A 21,106-nucleotide genomic window follows, 5' to 3' on the forward strand; every position below is an offset into this window, starting at 1 on the left:
TTGCGCTGCTTCGACACGCATTTTTTCTATAAAGTTAACTATTCTGGATTATAGCTATTATGATTAAAAAAATCATATTTACTGTTACTCCTATATTTTCAATTCCTCCACGTGGCGCGGCTGCGGTAGAAACCTGGATTTACCAGGTTGCAAAACGACTATCAATACCGAATGCTATTGCTTGTATAAAGAATGCTGGCTATCCTGAATATAATAAAATAAACGATAACTGTGATATTCATTACATTGGGTTTAGTAAAGTTTATAAGCGTCTTTTTCAGAAATGGACTCGTCTCGACCCACTACCCTATTCCCAGCGCATCCTTAATATTAGAGATAAAGTGACTACCCAGGAAGATAGCGTCATTGTTATTCATAATAGTATGAAACTGTATCGGCAGATCAGAGAGCGTAATCCGAATGCAAAACTGGTTATGCACATGCATAACGCATTTGAACCAGAACTTCCTGATAATGATGCAAAAATTATCGTGCCCAGTCAGTTTCTTAAAGCGTTTTATGAAGAAAGATTGCCCGCTGCTGCTGTTAGTATTGTGCCTAATGGTTTTTGTGCTGAGACTTATAAAAGAAACCCACAAAATAACCTCCGTCAGCAATTAAATATTGCGGAAGATGCCACCGTTCTCTTATATGCCGGGAGAATTTCGCCTGATAAAGGCATCCTGTTGCTTTTGCAGGCGTTCAAAAAATTACGTACCTTAAAAAGTAATATTAAACTTGTCGTTGTTGGCGACCCTTATGCAAGCCGCAAGGGTGAAAAAGCAGAGTATCAAAAGAAAGTACTGGACGCCGCAAAAGAGATTGGAACTGATTGTATTATGGCTGGGGGGCAATCTCCTGACCAGATGCATAACTTCTATCATATAGCCGATCTGGTTATTGTGCCGTCTCAGGTTGAAGAAGCATTTTGCATGGTGGCTGTAGAAGCGATGGCAGCAGGAAAAGCGGTTCTTGCCAGCAAAAAAGGGGGGATTAGCGAATTTGTGTTAGATGGCATAACAGGCTATCACCTCGCAGAACCTATGTCGAGCGACAGTATAATTAATGATATTAACCGTGCGCTTGCTGATAAGGAACGCCACCAGATTGCCGAAAAAGCAAAATCCCTGGTGTTTTCAAAATACAGTTGGGAAAATGTAGCGCAGCGTTTCGAGGAACAAATGAAAAGCTGGTTTGACAAGTGATTGAGTCATGACGATGGAAAACGCGCTGATACCGTAATAAGTATCAGCGCGTTTTTTTATCTATTTCTTAGCGCCAGCAGAAAACCGGTAATGATACCAATTTGAGCAATATCGACCTGTTCAAAATTACCACGAACGATATAAAAACCGACGAAAGATAAAAATAGCATGAGATGAGCATTGTAGGGGCTTATCTCTACTTTCCTGAAGGTAGAACTGGCTGTTTCCCTGATGATAGCGCCATATAAATAGGCCAGGCTCGCCAGACCCAATATGCCAGCACTAAACCAGATGTACAGAATGGTATTATGCGGACCGATAGATTCTTTAAAGGTCCACGTTGGATAATCGACAACGCGTTTATTATAAACACTATCATAAACATCATTACTATAGCCGTAGCCCTTGATCGGGTTTTCCTGAATCAGTATCCACGCGGTGCCCTGGGTTCCGTTAGTATAACGATATGAGCTATCTGTCTGCTGTAATTTATACAGTAGTCGCTCCTGATCCGGTTTATGGCTTTGCTGAGTGATAACTAAAACGCCAGCAATAACCAGGATAGCAGCGCCAATTCCCATTAGTTTCCACTGACGGTTCAAAACCGCCCATAAAACGCCCACCACTAAAACTGCCAGCCATGCTCCCCGCGACAAGGTGCCTAACATTAAGAACAAGTAGACGGCGCTCAGCGCAAAGAAAGCGAGTTTGAGCGATGTTTTTCTGAATAGCCAGATATTCAACAATGCCGGGAACAGAAAAACCATTGAATCAGATATATGTCGATGGTCATAGTTTGTAAATGGCATCACCCCCCTGGAATAGTCCTGAATATAAAAGACAATTTCAACCAGCGAACGTAATCCTAAACTTGTTAAAAAGGAGAAAAGTACTATTTTCGCAACCGTTTCTTTTGTTTCATCTTTTAATAGTACGGGAATTAATAAAGTATATAATAAGAAACCCTCTAGTACCGTATTTTCAAATTCCTTGAAACTTTCTTTCATATCTGGCGATATGAGTATGGAATAAACAAGGATTAATGATAATACTGCTACGCTATAAAATACGCTATTTTTGAAAAGAGGAGGGAAACTTTTCGGTGAGCGTGAGACCTGATAAATCGCGGTGATAATCATAAGTATGATTATCAAATGTTTATAACGCGTAATACCATCCAGAAAATACGTAGCAACAAAAAGAAAAACCAGCGCTTTATTCCAGATTGGCTTCCATTTCTCTTTATTTAACGTTAATGATGTGGTTAGCATCTTTTCTCCACAATAGGTTTGGGATGAGACAGAGTCTCTTTAATGAATCTTTCCAAATACGCTTGTGGCATCTAAATTCGCCAGGTTTTGTTCTGGTGAGCAGCATGCCATTTGGTTCTTCCCATAACCTCCAATTAACCCAGGGTCCGTTGGGCCATATAGCGTAATATTCGGTCTGTCGAGCGCGGCGGTGAGATGGCTCAGGCCGGTATCAACCGATACGACAAATTTTGCGCCAGCCAGCACTCTGGCGACCTCCTCCAGGCTCATGCGCGGTAATACATCCACATAGTCAAAGCCTTCGGCCAGTCGTTTAGCCCGGGCCTCCTCATGAGGCGCGCCCCAGGGAAGTTTTATCCGTAATCCTGTGTTGCCCACCAGGCCGATAAGCTCGCGCCAGTTTGCTTCCGGCCAGTGTTTATCATCGCGGGTCGTGGCATGTAAAAACACCGCATACGGATCGCTGACCGCCTGCTGGCAATGCAGAAAATGTTTTGCGATGGCATAATCGCCCTGCGACTGCGGTTTATCGTATCCCAGACTTTTGGCGAACAGCTCGCGCGTCCGTTCAACCGCATGTTGTTGCTTTGCGATATGGTGTTTACGGTTATAAAACAGGCTGGCCAGCGGTTCGCGGGCGGTACTCCAGTCCATACCGTGCTTTATCCCATGCGCCAGACGCGTCACCAGCGCCGCGCTTTTTACCAGCCCCTGCGCATCAATCACAGCGTCGTATTGGTTTGCGCATACCGCCCGACGAAAGGCTGTGCGTTCCGCTTTGATGGGCGCGGAAAACCAGGCCTTGCGCCAACGGCGAATAGCGACGGGAATCACGCGATCGACAGCACTGTGCCAGGACGGAATTTGCGCAAACCCTTCTTCGACAACCCAATCAAATTGAATCCCCGGAATCGCCTGTTGCGCGTCGGTAAGCGCAGGCAGGGTATGTAATACGTCGCCCATTGATGATGTTTTAACGATCAAAACCCGCATTAAACGCCCTCTTCCGACAACAGCGAATGAAGCTCTTCCTTAACCCGCTGCGGCGTGATATCGATCAGGCTCTGGTGATAGCCTTGCGCCGTATCGCCTTTACGCACTTTGTGATAACCCGTAATGAGACGAATCACCCGGGCCTTATGAGACAGCGGCGGCGTGAAATCCGGGCTACTTGGGCCATACAAGGCGACCAGCGGGCGGTCGAGCGCCGCCGCGACGTGCATCAGCCCGGAATCGTTGGTGACGATGGCTTTACAGGCGGCTATCAGAATGACGGCCTGTTCCAGCTGGGTTTCCCCCGCCAGGTTGCGACACCATGCCTGCTGCTCGCTATTCAGCGCCGCCAGGATCTCATTTCCGGCTTCATGGTCTTTTGCCGAGCCAAACAGCACGACCTGATACCCTTCGTTAATGAGCTGCTTTGCCAGTTCGGCGTAGTGATAGTGCGGCCAACGTTTTGCCGGGCCAAATTCCGCGCCGGGGCAAAAGCCGATCAGAGGACGTTCAGAAGATAGTGAAAAGTCGCTGCACATCAACGACTTTTCACCCTCGCTAACCTGGAGCTGTGGCCAGAGCAGCGGCTGCGGCAGATCTTTCGCCGTGCGCATCACGCCCTTATCATAAGCCAGCGCCACGTAGCGCTCCACCATCAGCGGCCAGGCGTCTTTATCAAGGACGCGCGCATCGTTCAGCAGGCCATAGCGCATTTCGCCGCGCCAGCCGGTACGGTGCGGGATATTGGCAAAGAAAGGAATCAGCGCCGATTTAAACGAATTTGGCAGCACCCAGGCGCGATCGTAGCGCTTCTCTCGCAGGCTATGGCCCAATCTGCGACGCTCGCCGATTTCCAGCGCGCCGTGGCCCAGCGGCATGGGTATCGCCTCGTTAACTTCCGGCATACGCGATAACAACGGACGGCACCAGGCGGGCGCCATCACGTCGATTATCGCCTGGGGATAGCGCGCTTTAAGCGTGCGATAGAGACTTTGCGACATCATCATGTCGCCCACCCAGGACGGGCCAATGACCAAAATTTTCATACTTACGCGTCGCGGTTCAGCCAGGCCATATACTCCGTGACGCCTTCGGCGACGGTCTTAAAGGGTTTGTCGTAGCCCGCGTTGCGCAGATTGGTTAAATCCGCCTGCGTAAACGCCTGATAGCGACCTTTCAGCTTATCCGGGAACGGAATGTATTCAATGCTGCCTTTTTTATGGTATGCCAGCGTCGCGTCGGCGACGGCCTGGAAAGATTCCGCACGGCCTGTGCCCAGGTTAAAGATGCCGGACTTGCCGCTTTCCAGGAACCACAGGTTAACGGCGGCCACATCGCCCACGTAAACGAAGTCGCGCTTGAAGTTTTCGCTGCCTTCAAACAGTTTCGGGCTTTCGCCGTTGTTTAACTGTGTATTCAGATGAAATGCCACGCTTGCCATGCTGCCTTTATGGCCTTCACGTGGTCCATAGACGTTGAAATAGCGGAAACCGACAATCTGCGAGTTCGCTTCTGGCAGGATCTGGCGCACATATTCATCAAACAGGAACTTAGAATAGCCGTAAACGTTAAGCGGTTTTTCGTATTCGCGCGATTCGATGAAATCAGACGTGCGACCGCCATAGGTGGCGGCAGAAGAGGCATAGAGGAACGGGATTTCGCGCTCAAGACAATAGTGCAGCAGCTCTTTGGAGTATTGATAGTTATTATCCATCATATACTTGCCGTCCCACTCGGTGGTGGAAGAGCAGGCGCCTTCATGGAAAATAGCTTCGATATCGCCGAGCTCTTCTCCGGACATAATCTGGATCAGGAAATCTTCCTTATCCATATAGTCAGCAATGTTCAGATCCACCAGGTTTACAAACTTGGTGCCGTCTTTCAGGTTATCCACCACCAGAATATCGGTGATACCTTTATCATTCAGGGCCTTAACGATATTGCTGCCGATAAAGCCCGCGCCGCCGGTAACGATGATCATAACTGTAACCTTTGAATTATGGTGTCAGAGACTGTCTCAGACATGAATGCTCTTATCATAACACTATTCATCCATTCACTGATAACCCGTGAGGATACGCGTGATTTATGCTGCATTTTAAAGAAGTGATGACGCGTCATCTCGTATCAACGTATCGCTTTGGGTAATATGTGCTGAAATTTGCCCAGTCTGGAGAATCGCAATGCGTGGGGATTTTTACAAACAGTTAACCAACGATCTGGAAACCGCCCGGGCGGAAGGATTGTTTAAAGAAGAGCGCATTATTACATCTGCGCAGCAGGCGGATATCACCGTGGCGGATGGAAGCCACGTTATTAACTTTTGCGCCAATAACTATCTCGGGCTGGCGAATCACCCTGAGCTGATTAATGCCGCAAAAGCGGGCATGGACAGCCACGGTTTCGGTATGGCGTCCGTGCGTTTTATCTGCGGCACCCAGGACAGCCACAAAGCGCTGGAGCAAAAGCTGGCAAGCTTCCTCGGCATGGAAGATGCGATTCTGTATTCCTCCTGTTTCGATGCTAACGGCGGCTTGTTTGAGACGTTGCTGGGCGCGGAAGACGCCATTATTTCCGACGCGCTGAACCACGCGTCTATCATTGACGGCGTGCGTTTGTGTAAAGCGAAGCGCTATCGCTATGCCAACAACGATATGGCTGAGCTGGAAGCGCGGCTGAAAGAGGCGCGTGAAGCCGGCGCGCGTCATGTCCTGATCGCCACCGACGGCGTGTTCTCAATGGATGGCGTCATCGCCAATCTGAAAGGCGTCTGTGATCTGGCCGATAAATACGATGCGCTGGTGATGGTTGATGATTCTCACGCGGTAGGCTTTGTCGGCGAAAACGGTCGCGGTTCCCATGAATACTGCGACGTAATGGGCCGCGTAGATATTATTACCGGTACGCTGGGCAAAGCGTTAGGCGGCGCATCCGGCGGCTATACCGCGGCGCGTAAAGAGGTCGTTGAGTGGTTGCGTCAGCGTTCCCGCCCATATCTGTTCTCCAACTCCCTGGCGCCGGCGATCGTGGCGGCTTCTATTAAAGTGTTAGAGATGGTGGAAGCGGGCGCAGAACTGCGCGATCGCTTGTGGGCGAACGCCCGGCAGTTCCGTGAGCAGATGTCTGCCGCGGGATTTACGCTGGCAGGCGCGGATCACGCCATCATCCCGGTAATGCTGGGAGATGCGGTTGTCGCGCAGAAATTTGCCCGCGAACTGCAAAAAGAGGGCATTTACGTTACCGGTTTCTTCTATCCGGTCGTACCAAAAGGTCAGGCGCGTATTCGTACCCAGATGTCTGCGGCGCATACGCCTGAGCAAATTACGCGTGCGGTAGACGCGTTCACGCGTATTGGTAAACAACTGGGCGTGATTGCCTGAGGATGTAAGATGAAAGCGTTATCCAAACTGAAAGCGGAAGAGGGCATCTGGATGACCGACGTTCCGGAACCGGAAGTCGGCCATAACGATTTGCTGATTAAAATCCGTAAAACAGCCATCTGCGGCACTGACGTTCACATCTATAACTGGGATGACTGGTCGCAAAAAACCATCCCGGTTCCGATGGTCGTGGGGCATGAATATGTCGGCAAAGTGGTCGGCATCGGTCAGGAAGTGAAAGGCTTTAAAATCGGCGATCGCGTCTCCGGCGAAGGTCATATCACCTGCGGTCATTGCCGCAACTGCCGCGGCGGTCGTACTCACCTGTGTCGCAACACCACCGGCGTGGGCGTCAACCGTCCCGGCTGCTTTGCGGAATACCTGGTCATCCCGGCGTTCAATGCGTTTAAAATCCCGGATAACATTTCTGATGATTTAGCCTCTATTTTCGACCCGTTTGGTAATGCGGTGCATACGGCGCTGTCTTTCGATCTGGTCGGCGAAGATGTACTGGTATCGGGGGCGGGGCCAATCGGCGTAATGGCCGCCGCGGTGGCGAAACATGTCGGCGCGCGTCATGTGGTGATTACTGACGTCAATGAATACCGTCTGGAGCTGGCGCGTAAAATGGGCGTCACCCGCGCGGTCAACGTCGCGAAAGAGAGCCTGAACGACGTCATGGCGGAGCTGGGAATGACCGAAGGGTTCGATGTGGGTCTGGAGATGTCCGGCGCGCCGCCGGCGTTTCGTACCATGCTGGACACCATGAATCACGGCGGTCGTATTGCGATGCTGGGGATTCCGCCATCAGATATGTCTATCGACTGGACAAAAGTCATCTTTAAGGGCCTGTTCATTAAAGGTATTTATGGTCGTGAGATGTTCGAAACGTGGTACAAAATGGCGGCGCTGATCCAGTCCGGTCTGGATCTGTCACCGATTATCACCCATCGTTTCTCTATTGATGATTTCCAGAAAGGTTTTGACGCCATGCGTTCAGGCCAGTCAGGAAAAGTCATTCTGAGCTGGGATTAATATGTATATACCCAAAATAATTCGAGTTGCTTAAAGGCGGCAAGGGAGTGAGTCCCCAGGAGCATAGATAACTATGTGACTGGGGTGAACGAGCGTAGCCAACACATAAGCAACTTGAAGTATGAAGGGTATAGAGACCCGATGATATTTATCGGGTCTGATATACGTTTCATCGTAAAAGGTTGGTGTCATTCGCCAACCTTTTTTGTTAGGGAAAATCTGGAAAGCCGTAAAGAATTGTCATAGACATCAAGCATTCGTAATTGCGCTTTACTCTTATTTTACTCGCTAATGTCACGCTCTACTCTGAGTTTTGTGCTTGCTTTTTACTGTAAAAATTAATTATGGCGGCTTAATAGTTTCTTAATAGAGCCACAGTATAAAGGCAGGGTAAATTAAGGTTTTTCTGGTAATCGTTATGAAAAATAGTAAAACCAAAGTGAGTATCATTGTCCCGTTATATAATGCGGGAGCGGATTTTAATGCTTGCATGGCGTCGTTAATCGCGCAAACGTGGTCGGCGCTGGAAATTATTATTGTGAATGATGGATCGACAGATCATTCCGTTGAGATAGCAAAACATTACGCGGAACATTACCCGCATGTTCGACTGCTTCATCAGGCCAATGCTGGCGCATCTGTCGCCCGTAATCTTGGCCTGCAAGCGGCGACCGGCGATTACGTCGCCTTTGTCGATGCGGATGACCTGGTCTACCCGAAGATGTATGAAACGCTGATGACCATGGCGCTTAACGATGATCTGGACATTGCGCAGTGTAATGCGGACTGGTGCGCCCGAAAAACCGGGCACGCCTGGCAATCTATTCCGACCGATCGTCTGCGCTCCACCGGGGTATTAAGCGGACCGGATTGGTTGCGTATGGCGCTGGCCTCGCGGCGCTGGACGCATGTTGTCTGGATGGGCGTTTATCGACGTGCGATAATTATCGATAACAATATTACTTTCGTTCCCGGACTACATCATCAGGACATATTATGGTCGACGGAAGTTATGTTTAATGCCACGCGCGTACGTTATACCGAACAATCATTATATAAATATTTCCTGCATGATAATTCGGTAAGCCGTTTGCAAAGACAAGGCAATAAAAATCTTAATTATCAGCGGCATTATATTAAAATTACGCGATTATTAGAAAAGCTCAATCGTGATTATGCCCATCGTATTCCGATTTACCCGGAATTTCGCCAGCAAATTACCTGGGAAGCGTTACGCGTTTGTCATGCGGTGCGTAAAGAACCTGATATTTTGACCCGCCAGCGTATGATTGCCGAAATTTTTACTTCTGGCATGTATAGACGGATGATGGCTAACGTCCGCAGCGCGAAAGCGGCTTATCAGACGCTACTCTGGTCTTTCCGGCTGTGGCAATGGCGCGACAAAACCTTGTCGCACCGTCGTATGGCCCGTAAGGCGCTCAATCTGTCTTAGCGCTCACGTTTTTAGGCGCGGCGATTTTCCCCCAGCCTTGCCACTGGTGCTGAAACCAGACAACCACGGAACTTTGCGTAATGCTCTCGCCGATGACGCTGAAAAAGCGCGTAGCGTAGACCGGTTGCAGCGGTTTTTTCGGCTTGCACATCTTCACGCCGCGAAAGGGGTTGCGCGGTGCGTCAATTTTCTGCGGCGTCACACCCGGTCGGGACGTATCTACCTGCGGTTCGTTGAGCAGGCTGCCTGGGCGTACCAGGGTGATATCCGCCGGCAGGCGATAAACCATCTGTTGCAGCACGCGAACCGTTGCGGGATGCGGATGACCAATCGCGATAGCGGAACCGTTGCGACGGGCCAGTTCGATAGCGCGATTAAACTGACGGCGGATATCCGCCTCGTTTTGCGTATCGTCGAGGAACACTTTGCGCTTGATCACTTTCACACCCGTACCGGATGCCGCGCGCATCGCCTGGCTATTGCCAATCGTCATGCTGTCGAGAAAATAGAGATTGTAATGTTCCAGCGCCTGCATAACTTTTTGCATACCGAACAGGCTGGAAGTCATTGCGCTGCCCATGTGGTTATTAAGCCCGACGGCATACGGCACGTTGTTTACCGCCTCGCGGATAATGCGCTCGATCTCATCGCTGCTCATATCTGGTCGCAGCGTATCCTTCTCCAGCGGCTGTTTGCTTAGCGGCGCCATCGGCAGATGGATTAACACCTCATGCCCGCTATTGTGCGCTTTAGTTGCCATTTCGCGCGCGTGCGGCGCGTTGGGCAGTACGGCGACGGAGATGTTTGGCGGCAGCGCCAGAACCTGGTTTTCCGTGTGCGGGCGATAGCCAAAATCATCAATCACGATGGCGAGCTTGCCAGCGAAAACGGGATGTGCAAACGCCAGCAAAGTGGCCAGCGTGAGAATGGAGCGACGATACTGAGGCAAAACTTATCTTCCCAACCACGGCTGTGGATTGACGGCCTGACCCTGGCGACGAATTTCGAAATAAAGCGAGGGTCTGCCCTGACCGCCGCTACTGCCCACAAGGGCGATAGGTTGTCCGGCGCGCACCTGCGCGCCTACGCTGACCAGCGCGCTCTGGTTATAGCCGTAAAGGCTCATATCGCCTTTACCATGCTCCACGACCACCACCAGGCCATAGCCTTGCAACCAGTCCGCCAGAATCACCCTGCCGTCGGCGATGGCTTTGACCTCGGTGCCTTCCGACGCGCCGATCACCATCCCCTTCCAACGTAGCTCACCCTGCAGCCGTTCGCCATAGCGATGCAATATCGGGCCGCGTACCGGCCAGTATGCCTGACCGCGAGGCGCGCCCAGACCGCCGGTGCGGGACATTAGCGAGCGCTCGCTTTCCGTCGGCTTATAGGTGCTGCCTTTACGCGAGGCTTCCTGCTGCTTGTCGCGTACCGCCTGCGCTTCGCGGGCTTCACGCTCCGCTCGCGCTTTGGCCGCCGCTTCCGCCCGCGCGATACTGTTGCGCAGGCGTGATTCGTTGGCGCGTAGTTCGCTTAACTGTTGCTGGCCTTGCTGAATAGACGACTCCAGTCCGGCAAGCGTTTTCTTACGTTCATTACGCGCCTGCTCCAGCTTCGCCTGCTGGGCGCGCTGCTCATACAGCAACGTTTGTTGTTGGCTTTGCTTTTCTTCCAGCTCGGCTTTTTGCGTGGCGACCTGTTCGCGAGTCTGTTTCAGTTCGGCGATAGTCTCCTGGCGCGCCTGGTTCAGATAGCCGAAGTAGGCCTGCAGGCGTTGCCCACGCTGGCTTTCTTCTCCGCTAAGAATAAGCTGAATGCCGGTGTGTTCGCCCTGGCGGAAAGCGGCGTCCAACTGCGCGGCGAGATTACGCTCCTGGCTGGCTTTTTGCTGCTCCAGTCTGGCAATTGAGGCGTTCATCTCATCAATTTGCGCGTTTAACTGATCCAGAGTGCTTTGCGTTTCGCGCAGCTTACGCGCTGCGGCCGAGATGGCCTCTTCCTGGGCTTTAAGTTGTGCCAGGAGGCTGGCGCGCTGTTGCTGCTGCTGGCGTACGTCGCGTTCTTTCGCGGCGATATCGGCCTGAATAGATTTGAGTTGATCACGGTCATCCGCGTGGGCGGAAAAGGCGCACAACAATACGCCAGCGCTAAGTACGCTGGCGTAGAACAAAGGCCTGACTGAAAACGTTCTTGGTTTCACGGCCTGTTGAATGGTGTTAATCGCCTTTCCCCTCATGGGGAGGGATTATTCCACGATGAACAGCGGCTTACCAGTCATCTCTTGCGGGATTTCCATCCCCATCAGCGACAGCATGGTAGGCGCAATGTCTGAAAGTTTGCCGCCTTCGACCGCCTTCACGTTTTTCTCGCCGACATAAATCAGCGGCACCGGCAGGTTGGTGTGGGCGGTATGCGCCTGACCGGTCGCCGGATCGCGCATCTGCTCCGCGTTGCCGTGGTCCGCGGTAATCAACAGTTGTCCACCAACGGACTCAACCGCTTTTGTTACCTGTTCAATGCAGTTATCCAACGCTTCCACCGCTTTGATGGCGGCTTCCATCACGCCGGTATGACCGACCATATCGCCGTTTGGATAGTTACAAATGATGGTGTCGTACTTACCGCTTTCGATCGCCGCGACCAATTTTTCAGTCAATTCTGCAGAGCTCATTTCCGGTTGCAGGTCATAAGTGGCCACTTTCGGGGAGTTGATCAGAATGCGCTCTTCGCCAGCAAACGGTTCTTCTACGCCGCCGTTAAAGAAAAAGGTTACGTGCGCATATTTTTCCGTTTCGGAAATACGCAGTTGGGTTTTATCGTTTTTCGCCATCCATTCGCCAAAGGTATTCGCCAGCGACGCTGGTGGGTAGGCAACGGCAGTTTTGATGTCGGCGGCGTATTCGGTCAGCATCACAAAGTTCAGATTAACCACTTTCTTACGCGCAAAGCCGTCGAAATCGGCGTTAACGAAAGCGCGGGTGATTTCGCGCGCGCGGTCAGCGCGGAAGTTCATGAAAATCAGCGTGTCGCCGTCTTCCATCGCCGCATCAGCCTGGCCCTCGGCGCGGATAACGGTCGCTTTGACAAACTCATCGTTTTCATCACGAGCGTAAGCGGCCTGCAGGCCAGCCACAGCGGTATCCGCCTGGAATTCGCCCTGCGCCAGGGTCATCAGATCATACGCTTTTTCCACGCGATCCCAACGGTTGTCGCGGTCCATAGCGTAGTAACGACCGACGATAGACGCCACGCGGCCTTTGCCCAGCGCGGCGAATTTGTCTTCGAATTTTTTCAGCGAGGCTTCAGCGCTGCGCGGCGGCGTGTCGCGACCGTCGAGGAAGGCGTGCAGATAGATTTTTTCTGCGCCGCGATCTGCGGCCAGTTCCACCATCGCCATAATGTGATCTTCGTGGCTGTGGACGCCGCCCGCGGACAGCAGACCCATAATATGAACCGCTTTACCGGCGTTTTTCGCCTGGTCTACCGCATTGGTCAGGACTGGGTTAGCAAAGAAAGTACGTTCTTTAATTTCAACGTCCAGACGCGTCAGGTCCTGATAAACAATGCGACCTGCGCCCAGGTTAACGTGGCCCACTTCGGAGTTGCCCATCTGGCGGTCAGGCAGACCCACTTCCAGACCGGATGCGTCGATCAGGGTATGCGGACGTTTTGCCCACAGAGCATCCATCACCGGGGTTTTGGCGTTTAAGATAGCGTTATCCTGCTGTTCTTCACGGTAGCCGTAGCCATCCAGAATCACCAGTACCATAGGTTTTTTAGAAACCGACATTGCGACAACCTCATACTCAATAGACAAAATAATTGCGTAATTTTACTACAGCTGAATCGATAAAATAGCCTCAGAAGATCAAAGAAAGGGATCGCGCTGGTGTGAGAAGGCAAGCAATAGCGTGATTTTTTTTCGTAGTGCCCCGCAAAAATGCATTCCAGTGCACGCTCTGGCTGTATTTGCGCCACTGCGCAGGTATACTCCTTTCCTGGTTTTTTAATCACTACGTCGGGAGTTGTTACCCCCCATGCAAGAAATTATGCAATTTGTTGGCCGTCATCCCATACTGAGTATCGCCTGGATTGCGTTACTGGTGGCGGTTTTATTTACCACGTTCAAAGGTCTGACTTCAAAAGTTAAGGTGATTACACGCGGCGAAGCCACGCGCCTTATCAACAAAGAGGACGCCGTTGTTGTGGATTTACGTCAACGTGACGATTTCCGTAAAGGCCATATCGCTGGCGCGACCAATTTGCTGCCGAGCGAAATCAAAGCCAACAATGTTGGCGAACTGGAAAAGCACAAAGACAAGCCGATTATCGTGGTCGACGGTTCTGGTATGCAGTGCCAGGAATCCGCTAACGCGCTGACAAAAGCCGGCTTTGAAAAGGTCTTTGTGTTGAAAGAAGGCGTAGCAGGCTGGAGCGGCGAGAATCTGCCTCTGGTGCGCGGTAAGTGATTACCCGTCGTTTTCATGACGTAAGGGGAATGACTTGCCCTTGCGTCGACATGAAATCCATCGGGTAAAAAACAGGAGCGAAGTCATGGCCAATATTGAAATCTACACCAAAGCAACCTGCCCGTTTTGCCATCGTGCAAAGGCGCTGTTAAACAGCAAGGGCGTGAGTTTCCAGGAAATTGCGATTGACGGCGACGCCGTGAAGCGTGAAGAGATGATCAAACGTAGTGGCCGAACGACGGTTCCGCAAATTTTTATTGATGCACAGCACATTGGCGGTTGTGACGACTTGTATGCGCTGGATGCGCGTGGTGGACTGGATCCGCTGTTGCGTTAAGGCGTACTCAAGTATTTAAGGACAACACTAAAGGGTTTTACACATGTCAGAACAAAATAACACTGAAATGGCTTTCCAGATCCAACGTATCTATACCAAGGATGTTTCTTTCGAAGCGCCAAACGCACCGCATGTTTTCCAGAAAGATTGGCAGCCAGAGGTTAAACTGGATCTTGATACGGCATCTTCCCAACTGGCGGATGACGTTTATGAAGTTGTGCTGCGTGTTACCGTAACGGCTTCCCTGGGGGAAGAAACCGCGTTCCTGTGCGAAGTTCAGCAGGCCGGTATTTTCTCCATCAGCGGTATTGAAGGTACTCAGATGGCGCATTGCCTGGGCGCATACTGCCCGAACATTCTGTTCCCGTATGCTCGCGAGTGCATCACCAGCCTGGTTTCACGCGGTACGTTCCCGCAACTGAACCTTGCGCCGGTCAATTTTGATGCGCTGTTCATGAACTATTTGCAGCAGCAGGCTGGCGAAGGTACTGAAGAACATCAGGATGCCTGATGAACCAAAGTAATGCGTCAATGACAGTCATCGGTGCCGGCTCGTACGGCACCGCTCTTGCCATCACTCTGGCGAGAAACGGCCACCAGGTTGTCCTGTGGGGCCACGACCCAAAACATATCGCGACCCTGGAGCACGATCGCTGCAACGTCGCGTTCCTTCCCGATGTGCCTTTTCCCGATACGTTACACCTGGAAAGCGACTTAGCAACCGCGCTGGCGGCCAGTCGTAACATTCTGGTGGTGGTGCCAAGCCATGTTTTCAGCGACGTGCTGCGGCAGATTAAACCGCTGATGCGTCCGGATGCGCGTCTGGTATGGGCGACCAAAGGCCTGGAAGCGGAAACGGGGCGCCTGTTGCAGGATGTCGCTCGCGAGGCGTTAGGCGATCAAATCCCGCTGGCGGTGATTTCCGGTCCGACGTTCGCTAAAGAGCTGGCGGCGGGTTTGCCGACGGCAATCTCGCTGGCCTCAACCGATGAGACCTTTGCCGACGATCTCCAGCAACTGTTGCACTGCGGAAAAAGTTTTCGCGTCTATATCAATGCGGATTTTATCGGCGTGCAGCTTGGCGGCGCGGTGAAAAACGTGATTGCGATTGGCGCGGGGATGTCTGACGGCATCGGCTTCGGCGCGAACGCCCGCACGGCGCTAATCACGCGTGGACTGACCGAAATGTCGCGGCTTGGCGCAGCGCTTGGTGCCGATCCCGCCACCTTTATGGGGATGGCGGGTTTAGGCGATCTGGTGCTGACCTGTACCGACAACCAGTCGCGCAACCGTCGTTTTGGCATGATGCTTGGCCAGGGCATGGACGTTAAAGGCGCGCAGGATAAGATTGGCCAGGTGGTCGAAGGCTATCGCAATACGAAAGAAGTTCGTGAATTGGCGCACCGTTTTGGTGTTGAAATGCCAATAACCGAGGAAATTTATCAAGTATTGTATTGCGGAAAAAACGCGCGCGAGGCAGCATTAACGTTATTAGGTCGCGCCCGCAAGGAAGAGCTGAGTCGCCACTAGCCGTAAGGAACTGTTTGCATAAACGACCCAACCCGCACAGAACGGGTTGGTCGTTTTCTGCCCGTCTGGAGTAAGCCATGCCGTGTGAAGAACTGGAAATCGTCTGGAAGAATATTAAAGCTGAAGCCCGCGCTTTAGCTGACTGTGAGCCTATGTTGGCCAGTTTTTATCACGCCACGCTACTCAAGCATGAAAATCTGGGCAGTGCGCTGAGCTATATGCTGGCAAATAAACTGGCTTCGCCCATCATGCCCGCTATCGCTATCCGTGAAGTAGTTGAAGAAGCCTATGCCGCCGACCCGGAAATGATCGCGTCGGCAGCCTGCGATATTCAGGCCGTGCGCACTCGCGATCCGGCGGTGGATAAATACTCCACGCCGCTGTTATATCTGAAAGGCTTTCATGCGCTACAGGCCTACCGCATTGGTCACTGGTTGTGGAATAAAGGTCGTCGCGCGCTGGCTATCTTCCTGCAAAATCAGGTTTCGGTCTCGTTTCAGGTGGATATTCACCCGGCAGCGAAAATTGGCCGCGGGATTATGCTCGACCATGCCACCGGTATTGTGGTGGGGGAGACGGCGGTTATTGAAGATGATGTGTCGATCCTGCAATCCGTCACCCTGGGCGGTACCGGGAAAACGAGCGGCGATCGTCATCCTAAAATCCGCGAAGGCGTGATGATTGGCGCGGGCGCGAAAATTCTCGGCAATATCGAGGTGGGGCGCGGCGCGAAAATTGGCGCAGGTTCCGTTGTTTTACAGCCTGTCCCGCCGCACACTACCGCCGCAGGCGTTCCGGCGCGTATTGTCGGCAAGCCGGGCAGCGATAAGCCGTCGATGGATATGGACCAGCATTTCAACGGGCTACACCATACGTTTGAGTATGGCGACGGCATCTGAATTGCGCGGTACAACTAAAAAACGCTGTTCCGATGGAGTGCAATCCCGGAACAGCGGAGCGAAGAATTCGCAATGTGGACAATCAGGCTGCGGATGATGTCAGCGTGATGCGATCCAGCGGGCCGACGATAAACAGATATGAAATGAGACCAATAAGTCCCATCGAGCCAACGTATAAAATGGCAAAGTCGAACGACTGAGTATTGGCAAGAATCACGCCGATGACCAGTGGCGTAACGATGCTTGCCATATTGCCACACATGTTAAATACGCCGCCGGCAATACCCAGAACTTCCTTCGGCGAGGTGTCGCTGAGTACGCACCAGCCCAGGTTACCAAACCCTTTGGCAAAAAAGGCCAGACTCATCGCCGCAATGACCACAAATTCTGAAGAGGTGTAGTTGGCGATCACAATTACGCAAGAGAGCAACATACCGCAGATAACAGGCAGTTTCCGCGCGACGGTAAGGCTATAGCCGCGTTTGAGCAGCCAGTCGGAGAACACGCCGCCGAGCAGGCCGCCAATAAAACCGGCAATGGCTGGAATACTGGCCACGAAACCGACTTTCAGAATCGACATGCCTTTCGCCTGGTACAGGTAGGTCGGGAACCAGGTCAGGAAGAACCAGGTGATAGAGGTGACGCAGAATTGCCCGATGTAAACACCGATCATCATCCGGTTAACACAGACGGTTTTAATCTGCGCGAACGTTATTTTCTGCGGCTCCTTTTTACAGCCCAGAGAGGGCTCGCCACCACCGCTACGAATATAGTCAATTTCCGCTTGATTAACTTTTGGGTGGTGCATCGGATCTTTGACTTTCATTAACCAGAATATACCGAGCATCACACCAATAGCGCCAATATAATAGAAGACAAAATGCCAGCTTAAATTATGCAGAATGATCGTCATTAGCGGGGTGATAATGCCCAGCGAGATATATTGTGCAGCCTGATAAACTGAAGTAACGAAACCTCGTTCATTATTGGGAAACCATTGTACGCTTAAACGACTGTTCGCCGGAAAGGCAGGCGCTTCAATCGCGCCCATCAGCAGACGTAGAATAACCAGTACAATTAATGGGCTGCCATACAGATAGATCGTTCCCTGAAACATGGTTACTAACGACCAGCCAATCAATGCGCAACCGTAAACCAGTCGTGAACCGTAGCGGTCTAATAGCCAACCACCGGGGAGTTGCATAATGACATAGGCAATACCAAATGAGGAGAAGGCCAGGCCCATCGCTTCCGGATCAAAACCTAATTCTTTACTCATTATTGGGGCAACTACGGATAGAGTTGCGCGATCCGCATAATTAAATACGGTAGCAAGAAATAAAAATATAAGAATGGTATGACGCACTTTTGTGCGCTTTATTATTGTGTTCATTATCTACTCCTCAGATAAGGGCAGAATGCATCCTGTAAGGTAAGAGAGGCGGGACGGATTCCCGCCAGTCGGGTTAAGGGCGTTTGCCAAATTCACATGTTAATTGTGTCCAACGGCGCGCTTGTTCACTGAGCGTGAAACCCAGACCATGACGATCGGAAATCCACATGCGGCCATCGCGCAGCTCAAGTTGCTCGTTGAATAATGGATTCAGCCACTCGAAATGTTCCAGCCACGGCTCCAGGGGATACGCTGCGGAAAGGTGCAGGTGTACTTCCATCGCAAAGTGCGGCGCCAGCTTACGCCCGTGTTTCGCCGCCAGATCCATAATCTTCAGGAACGGAGAGATACCGCCGACACGCGGCGCATCTGGCTGAACGAAATCGCTGGCATTGCCCAGAATCAACTGCTCGTGTTCCCGGAAACTGGTCAGCATTTCCCCGGTGGCGATAGGCGTATCCAGCGCGGCAGCAAGCTGGGCGTGGCCTTCGATGTCGTAAGCATCTAATGGTTCTTCAATCCAGATAAGATTGAACTGTTCCATTTTACGCCCCATGCGGATAGCCGTTTCGCGATCCCACTGCTGGTTAGCGTCAACCATTAACGGGAACTCATCCCCAAGCGCTTCACGTACTGCGGTTAAGCGGCGAATATCCTCAGCGCAGTTGGGTTGTCCGACTTTCAACTTAATACCGCCAATGCCATTTTCGCGGGAAATCACCACATTTTTCAGCACTTGATCGAGCGGTGTATGCAAGAACCCCCCTGAGGTGTTGTAACACTGAACGGAGTCGCGGTGCGCGCCCAACAGTTTTGCCAGTGGCAGACCGGCACGTTTAGCCTTCATATCCCATAAGGCGATATCGATAGGGGAGATAGCCTGTACCGCCATCCCGCTACGCCCCACTGAGGCTCCGGCCCACAGCAGCTTAGTGTATATTTTGTCGATATCATTGGGATCTTCGCCCAGTAGATTGTCGGCTATCTCTTTGGCGTGAGCATAAATACCCTGGCCGCCAGCACGTTTGGAGTAGCTAAAACCAACGCCCTCAAAGCCGTCGCGACTGCGGATTTCGGCAATGATGATTGCCACTTCGGTCAAAGGTTTCTGGCGACCGGTCAGTACCTTCGCGTCACTCACTGGCGTCGCCAGCGGTAGAAAAGCCAGTGATAGCTTCACCCATTCGATACGATCGCTGGTTTCTGCCACGGTTCTGGTATTCGCCGCTTTTGCATACATCACGGCGTCGGAATTCGCGCTTAAAGCCATTTTTTTTCTCCTGATAAACACAAAATGATTGCGCTAACATTTTTATTATTAAGCGAACGCAGGATCCAGAAAGTTGATGTTGATTTGAACATTTGATCACATATGTCGCATAAAAAGCAGGATTTATTGCAAAATAGATCACGATCCAAAAATATCTGGGGAAATGCATAATACAAAATGATGGCGCTATCATTTTGTAATGGCTGAGCTTGATAAGCTACTGTATTTACGGCCTTTCCTGATGCGAAGCTGGCAATAGCCGCAGGCATGATGAATAATGCGCGGATAAATCAGCCAATCTTTGCAGGGGCATCAGACGTGAAGAGAACCAAATCACCTCGTGCGCCAACGCTGGAAGATGTAGCACGTAGCGCCGGGCTGTCTCCGATGACAGTCAGCCGGGCATTGAATTCGCCACAACTGGTTCGCCCCAAAACGGTTGAGAAAGTCATGCAGGCGGTTCGCGTCACAGGCTACATACCCAACGCGTTAGCCGGTGGTCTGGCGTCGCGACGGAGTAAATTAATCGCTGTCGTCGTGCCGCAAATTAACAACAACATGTTTGTCGATACCATCCAGTCGCTGAGCGATGAACTGGCCCGACGCGGATATCACATATTGCTGTGCGTGGCGGGATATACCGAACAAACGGAAGCGGAATTGGTGGCGACACTGCTTTCCCGCCGCCCCGATGGCGTGGTGCTTACCGGGATCCATCACACGATAGAACTGAAAAAGGTCATCCTGAACGCGGCTATTCCGGTGGTGGAAATTTGGGACTTAACGCCCACACCGCTTGATATGCTGGTCGGTTTTTCCCATGAAAAAGTCGGGCAGGCGACGGGGGAGTATCTTCTGAGTAAGGGCTATCGTCGTCCCGGCTTGTTGTGGACCGCCGATCGCCGAGCCGCGCAACGTAAGCAGGGGTTATGTAGTGTTCTTCAACGCCACGCTATTCATGCCGTACCGCAGGTAGATGTCCCCCTTCCGGCATCGCTTTCGCTGGGGCGCAGCGGTTTAAGCCAGCTTTTTGACGAAGGGACGTTTGATGTCATTGTTTGCAGTTCTGATACCCTGGCACAGGGGGCGATGATGGAGGCGGAAAGCCGTGGTTTGCGCATTCCGCATGATTTAGCGGTTATTGGTTTTGGCGACCTTGATTTTGCCGCCAGCAATCGACCATCAATTACTACCGTAAGCGTTGACAGACGCGCCATTGGCCAGCGCGCCGCTACGCTGTTGGCCGATCGTATTGAACAGAAACCGTGCGCAGAAGCTATTGTGGATATTGGCTTTCATTTGATTGAGCGAGAGTCCGCATAAACGGGAACATGCCATCGGGATCGGCCAGGCCGGATCAGGCGTCAGCCGCCATCCGGCATTGAATATATTACGATCGCAACACCGCGCCGGAGTATCCTAACTGGCGCCATGCTTCATACACCACCACCGACACCGCATTCGACAGGTTCATGCTACGGCTATCCGGCATCATCGGAATGCGAATCTTCTGCTCTTTAGGCAACGTATCGAGAATGCTGGCGGGCAGGCCGCGCGTTTCCGGGCCAAACATCAAATAATCGCCATCCTGATAGCTTACGGCGCTATGGGCGGGCGTGCCCTTTGTCGTCAACGCAAACAGGCGCTGCGGATTTTCAGCGGCGACAAAAGCGGCATAATCGTGATGGCGCTGAACCGCGGCGAATTCGTGATAGTCCAGCCCTGCGCGGCGTAAGCGCTTATCATCCCAGGTAAACCCCATCGGTTCGATGATGTGCAGACGAAAGCCGGTATTGGCGCAAAGACGAATGATGTTGCCGGTATTCGGCGGGATTTCTGGTTCGAAGAGTACGATGTTAAGCATGATGCCC

Annotated in this window: 20 protein-coding genes; 10 read left to right on the forward strand and 10 right to left on the reverse strand. The window is 51.8% G+C overall.

Annotated features, from left to right (window positions below):
• Positions 1-59 precede the first annotated feature (59 nt).
• Positions 60-1,205: a lipopolysaccharide N-acetylglucosaminyltransferase gene (locus tag ACLD11_RS15960; protein ID WP_411015100.1), complete on the forward strand. Its 1,146-nt coding sequence runs from the start codon at positions 60-62 to the stop codon at positions 1,203-1,205.
• Positions 1,206-1,261: 56 nt separating this feature from the next.
• Here ACLD11_RS15960 and rfaL read toward each other — a convergent pair whose 3' ends face one another.
• The 4 genes from rfaL to rfaD are packed head-to-tail and all read right to left on the reverse strand — an operon-like array spanning position 1,262 to position 5,450.
• Positions 1,262-2,476, reverse strand: coding sequence for an O-antigen ligase RfaL (rfaL, locus tag ACLD11_RS15965; protein ID WP_411015101.1), 1,215 nt, complete (start codon positions 2,474-2,476; stop codon positions 1,262-1,264).
• 39 nt (positions 2,477-2,515) lie between these two features.
• A complete protein-coding gene (gene rfaC, locus ACLD11_RS15970) occupies positions 2,516-3,469 on the reverse strand; it encodes a lipopolysaccharide heptosyltransferase RfaC (RefSeq protein WP_001264622.1) in 954 nt (317 codons plus the stop codon).
• A complete protein-coding gene (gene rfaF / locus ACLD11_RS15975; RefSeq protein ID WP_080095183.1) occupies positions 3,469-4,515 on the reverse strand; it encodes an ADP-heptose--LPS heptosyltransferase RfaF in 1,047 nt (348 codons plus the stop codon). Before rfaF ends, rfaC begins: the two co-directional genes overlap by 1 nt.
• A gap of 2 nt (positions 4,516-4,517) precedes the next feature.
• Positions 4,518-5,450, reverse strand: a complete 933-nt coding sequence (rfaD, locus tag ACLD11_RS15980) for an ADP-glyceromanno-heptose 6-epimerase (RefSeq protein WP_000587771.1) — start codon at positions 5,448-5,450, stop codon at positions 4,518-4,520.
• Between the two features lie 202 nt (positions 5,451-5,652).
• Between rfaD and kbl the strand changes: the two genes are divergently transcribed.
• The 3 genes from kbl (at position 5,653) to ACLD11_RS15995 (ending at position 9,337) form a co-directional block, all read left to right on the forward strand.
• On the forward strand, positions 5,653-6,849 hold the full coding sequence (gene kbl, locus ACLD11_RS15985; protein WP_001213790.1) for a glycine C-acetyltransferase: 1,197 nt from the start codon (positions 5,653-5,655) through the stop codon (positions 6,847-6,849).
• 9 nt (positions 6,850-6,858) lie between these two features.
• Positions 6,859-7,884, forward strand: coding sequence for an L-threonine 3-dehydrogenase (gene tdh, locus ACLD11_RS15990; protein ID WP_411015102.1), 1,026 nt, complete (start codon positions 6,859-6,861; stop codon positions 7,882-7,884).
• 418 nt (positions 7,885-8,302) lie between these two features.
• Entirely contained in the window at positions 8,303-9,337 is a 1,035-nt protein-coding gene (locus ACLD11_RS15995) for a glycosyltransferase (RefSeq protein WP_411012109.1), read from the forward strand.
• Here the strand turns inward: ACLD11_RS15995 and ACLD11_RS16000 are convergent.
• Genes ACLD11_RS16000 through gpmM form a run of 3 tightly spaced genes read right to left on the reverse strand, consistent with a single transcriptional unit; the run spans position 9,324 to position 13,127 of the window.
• Positions 9,324-10,286: a divergent polysaccharide deacetylase family protein gene (locus tag ACLD11_RS16000; RefSeq protein ID WP_411012110.1), complete on the reverse strand. Its 963-nt coding sequence runs from the start codon at positions 10,284-10,286 to the stop codon at positions 9,324-9,326. The two genes, ACLD11_RS15995 and ACLD11_RS16000, sit on opposite strands and share 14 nt — an antisense overlap.
• 3 nt (positions 10,287-10,289) lie before the next feature.
• Complete coding sequence (envC, locus tag ACLD11_RS16005) at positions 10,290-11,549, reverse strand: murein hydrolase activator EnvC (RefSeq protein ID WP_303071804.1); 1,260 nt, start codon at positions 11,547-11,549, stop codon at positions 10,290-10,292.
• 33 nt (positions 11,550-11,582) lie between these two features.
• Entirely contained in the window at positions 11,583-13,127 is a 1,545-nt protein-coding gene (gene gpmM / locus ACLD11_RS16010) for a 2,3-bisphosphoglycerate-independent phosphoglycerate mutase (protein ID WP_025375046.1), read from the reverse strand.
• A gap of 247 nt (positions 13,128-13,374) precedes the next feature.
• Here gpmM and ACLD11_RS16015 point away from each other — a divergent pair, with 247 nt between their 5' ends.
• The 5 genes from ACLD11_RS16015 to cysE all read left to right on the forward strand — a co-directional run bounded on the left by ACLD11_RS16015 (position 13,375) and on the right by cysE (position 16,572).
• On the forward strand, positions 13,375-13,806 hold the full coding sequence (locus tag ACLD11_RS16015) for a rhodanese-like domain-containing protein (protein WP_001156179.1): 432 nt from the start codon (positions 13,375-13,377) through the stop codon (positions 13,804-13,806).
• 85 nt (positions 13,807-13,891) lie between these two features.
• Positions 13,892-14,143, forward strand: coding sequence for a glutaredoxin 3 (grxC, locus tag ACLD11_RS16020; RefSeq protein ID WP_001273795.1), 252 nt, complete (start codon positions 13,892-13,894; stop codon positions 14,141-14,143).
• A 43-nt stretch (positions 14,144-14,186) separates the two neighbouring features.
• Complete coding sequence (gene secB / locus ACLD11_RS16025) at positions 14,187-14,654, forward strand: protein-export chaperone SecB (RefSeq protein ID WP_000003370.1); 468 nt, start codon at positions 14,187-14,189, stop codon at positions 14,652-14,654.
• On the forward strand, positions 14,654-15,673 hold the full coding sequence (gene gpsA, locus ACLD11_RS16030; RefSeq protein ID WP_001076596.1) for an NAD(P)H-dependent glycerol-3-phosphate dehydrogenase: 1,020 nt from the start codon (positions 14,654-14,656) through the stop codon (positions 15,671-15,673). The genes secB and gpsA overlap by 1 nt, the downstream gene beginning before the upstream one ends.
• 77 nt (positions 15,674-15,750) lie before the next feature.
• Entirely contained in the window at positions 15,751-16,572 is an 822-nt protein-coding gene (gene cysE / locus ACLD11_RS16035) for a serine O-acetyltransferase (RefSeq protein ID WP_001112114.1), read from the forward strand.
• An 82-nt stretch (positions 16,573-16,654) separates the two neighbouring features.
• Here the strand turns inward: cysE and ACLD11_RS16040 are convergent, their stop codons facing one another.
• Both ACLD11_RS16040 and ACLD11_RS16045 read right to left on the reverse strand, forming a co-directional pair.
• The gene (locus ACLD11_RS16040) at positions 16,655-17,965 is read right to left on the reverse strand and encodes an MFS transporter (protein WP_001092104.1); all 1,311 of its coding nucleotides are present in this window, start codon (positions 17,963-17,965) and stop codon (positions 16,655-16,657) included.
• Positions 17,966-18,038: 73 nt separating this feature from the next.
• The gene (locus ACLD11_RS16045; RefSeq protein WP_411012112.1) at positions 18,039-19,235 is read right to left on the reverse strand and encodes an L-talarate/galactarate dehydratase; all 1,197 of its coding nucleotides are present in this window, start codon (positions 19,233-19,235) and stop codon (positions 18,039-18,041) included.
• Positions 19,236-19,553: 318 nt separating this feature from the next.
• Here ACLD11_RS16045 and ACLD11_RS16050 point away from each other — a divergent pair, with 318 nt between their 5' ends.
• The gene (locus tag ACLD11_RS16050) at positions 19,554-20,558 is read left to right on the forward strand and encodes a LacI family DNA-binding transcriptional regulator (protein ID WP_001537635.1); all 1,005 of its coding nucleotides are present in this window, start codon (positions 19,554-19,556) and stop codon (positions 20,556-20,558) included.
• A gap of 67 nt (positions 20,559-20,625) precedes the next feature.
• On the opposite strand, the gene trmL is transcribed toward ACLD11_RS16050, so the two are convergent.
• Positions 20,626-21,099 (reverse strand): tRNA (uridine(34)/cytosine(34)/5-carboxymethylaminomethyluridine(34)-2'-O)-methyltransferase TrmL, encoded by a 474-nt coding sequence (gene trmL, locus ACLD11_RS16055; RefSeq protein WP_411012113.1) that lies wholly within the window; start codon positions 21,097-21,099, stop codon positions 20,626-20,628.
• Between the last annotated feature and the right edge of the window lie 7 nt (positions 21,100-21,106).

This window comes from Salmonella sp. 741265116_PST (assembly GCF_046567715.1).
Lineage (GTDB): Bacteria > Pseudomonadota > Gammaproteobacteria > Enterobacterales > Enterobacteriaceae > Salmonella > Salmonella enterica.

Coding starts and splice junctions, on each gene's coding strand:
- ACLD11_RS15960 (WP_411015100.1), top strand. CDS start 60: ATGATTAAAAAAATCATATTTACTGTTACTCCTATATTTTCAATTCCT.
- rfaL (WP_411015101.1), bottom strand. CDS start 2,476: ATGCTAACCACATCATTAACGTTAAATAAAGAGAAATGGAAGCCAATC.
- rfaC (WP_001264622.1), bottom strand. CDS start 3,469: ATGCGGGTTTTGATCGTTAAAACATCATCAATGGGCGACGTATTACAT.
- rfaF (WP_080095183.1), bottom strand. CDS start 4,515: ATGAAAATTTTGGTCATTGGCCCGTCCTGGGTGGGCGACATGATGATG.
- rfaD (WP_000587771.1), bottom strand. CDS start 5,450: ATGATCATCGTTACCGGCGGCGCGGGCTTTATCGGCAGCAATATCGTT.
- kbl (WP_001213790.1), top strand. CDS start 5,653: ATGCGTGGGGATTTTTACAAACAGTTAACCAACGATCTGGAAACCGCC.
- tdh (WP_411015102.1), top strand. CDS start 6,859: ATGAAAGCGTTATCCAAACTGAAAGCGGAAGAGGGCATCTGGATGACC.
- ACLD11_RS15995 (WP_411012109.1), top strand. CDS start 8,303: ATGAAAAATAGTAAAACCAAAGTGAGTATCATTGTCCCGTTATATAAT.
- gpmM (WP_025375046.1), bottom strand. CDS start 13,127: ATGTCGGTTTCTAAAAAACCTATGGTACTGGTGATTCTGGATGGCTAC.
- ACLD11_RS16015 (WP_001156179.1), top strand. CDS start 13,375: ATGCAAGAAATTATGCAATTTGTTGGCCGTCATCCCATACTGAGTATC.
- grxC (WP_001273795.1), top strand. CDS start 13,892: ATGGCCAATATTGAAATCTACACCAAAGCAACCTGCCCGTTTTGCCAT.
- secB (WP_000003370.1), top strand. CDS start 14,187: ATGTCAGAACAAAATAACACTGAAATGGCTTTCCAGATCCAACGTATC.
- gpsA (WP_001076596.1), top strand. CDS start 14,654: ATGAACCAAAGTAATGCGTCAATGACAGTCATCGGTGCCGGCTCGTAC.
- cysE (WP_001112114.1), top strand. CDS start 15,751: ATGCCGTGTGAAGAACTGGAAATCGTCTGGAAGAATATTAAAGCTGAA.
- ACLD11_RS16040 (WP_001092104.1), bottom strand. CDS start 17,965: ATGAACACAATAATAAAGCGCACAAAAGTGCGTCATACCATTCTTATA.
- ACLD11_RS16045 (WP_411012112.1), bottom strand. CDS start 19,235: ATGGCTTTAAGCGCGAATTCCGACGCCGTGATGTATGCAAAAGCGGCG.
- trmL (WP_411012113.1), bottom strand. CDS start 21,099: ATGCTTAACATCGTACTCTTCGAACCAGAAATCCCGCCGAATACCGGC.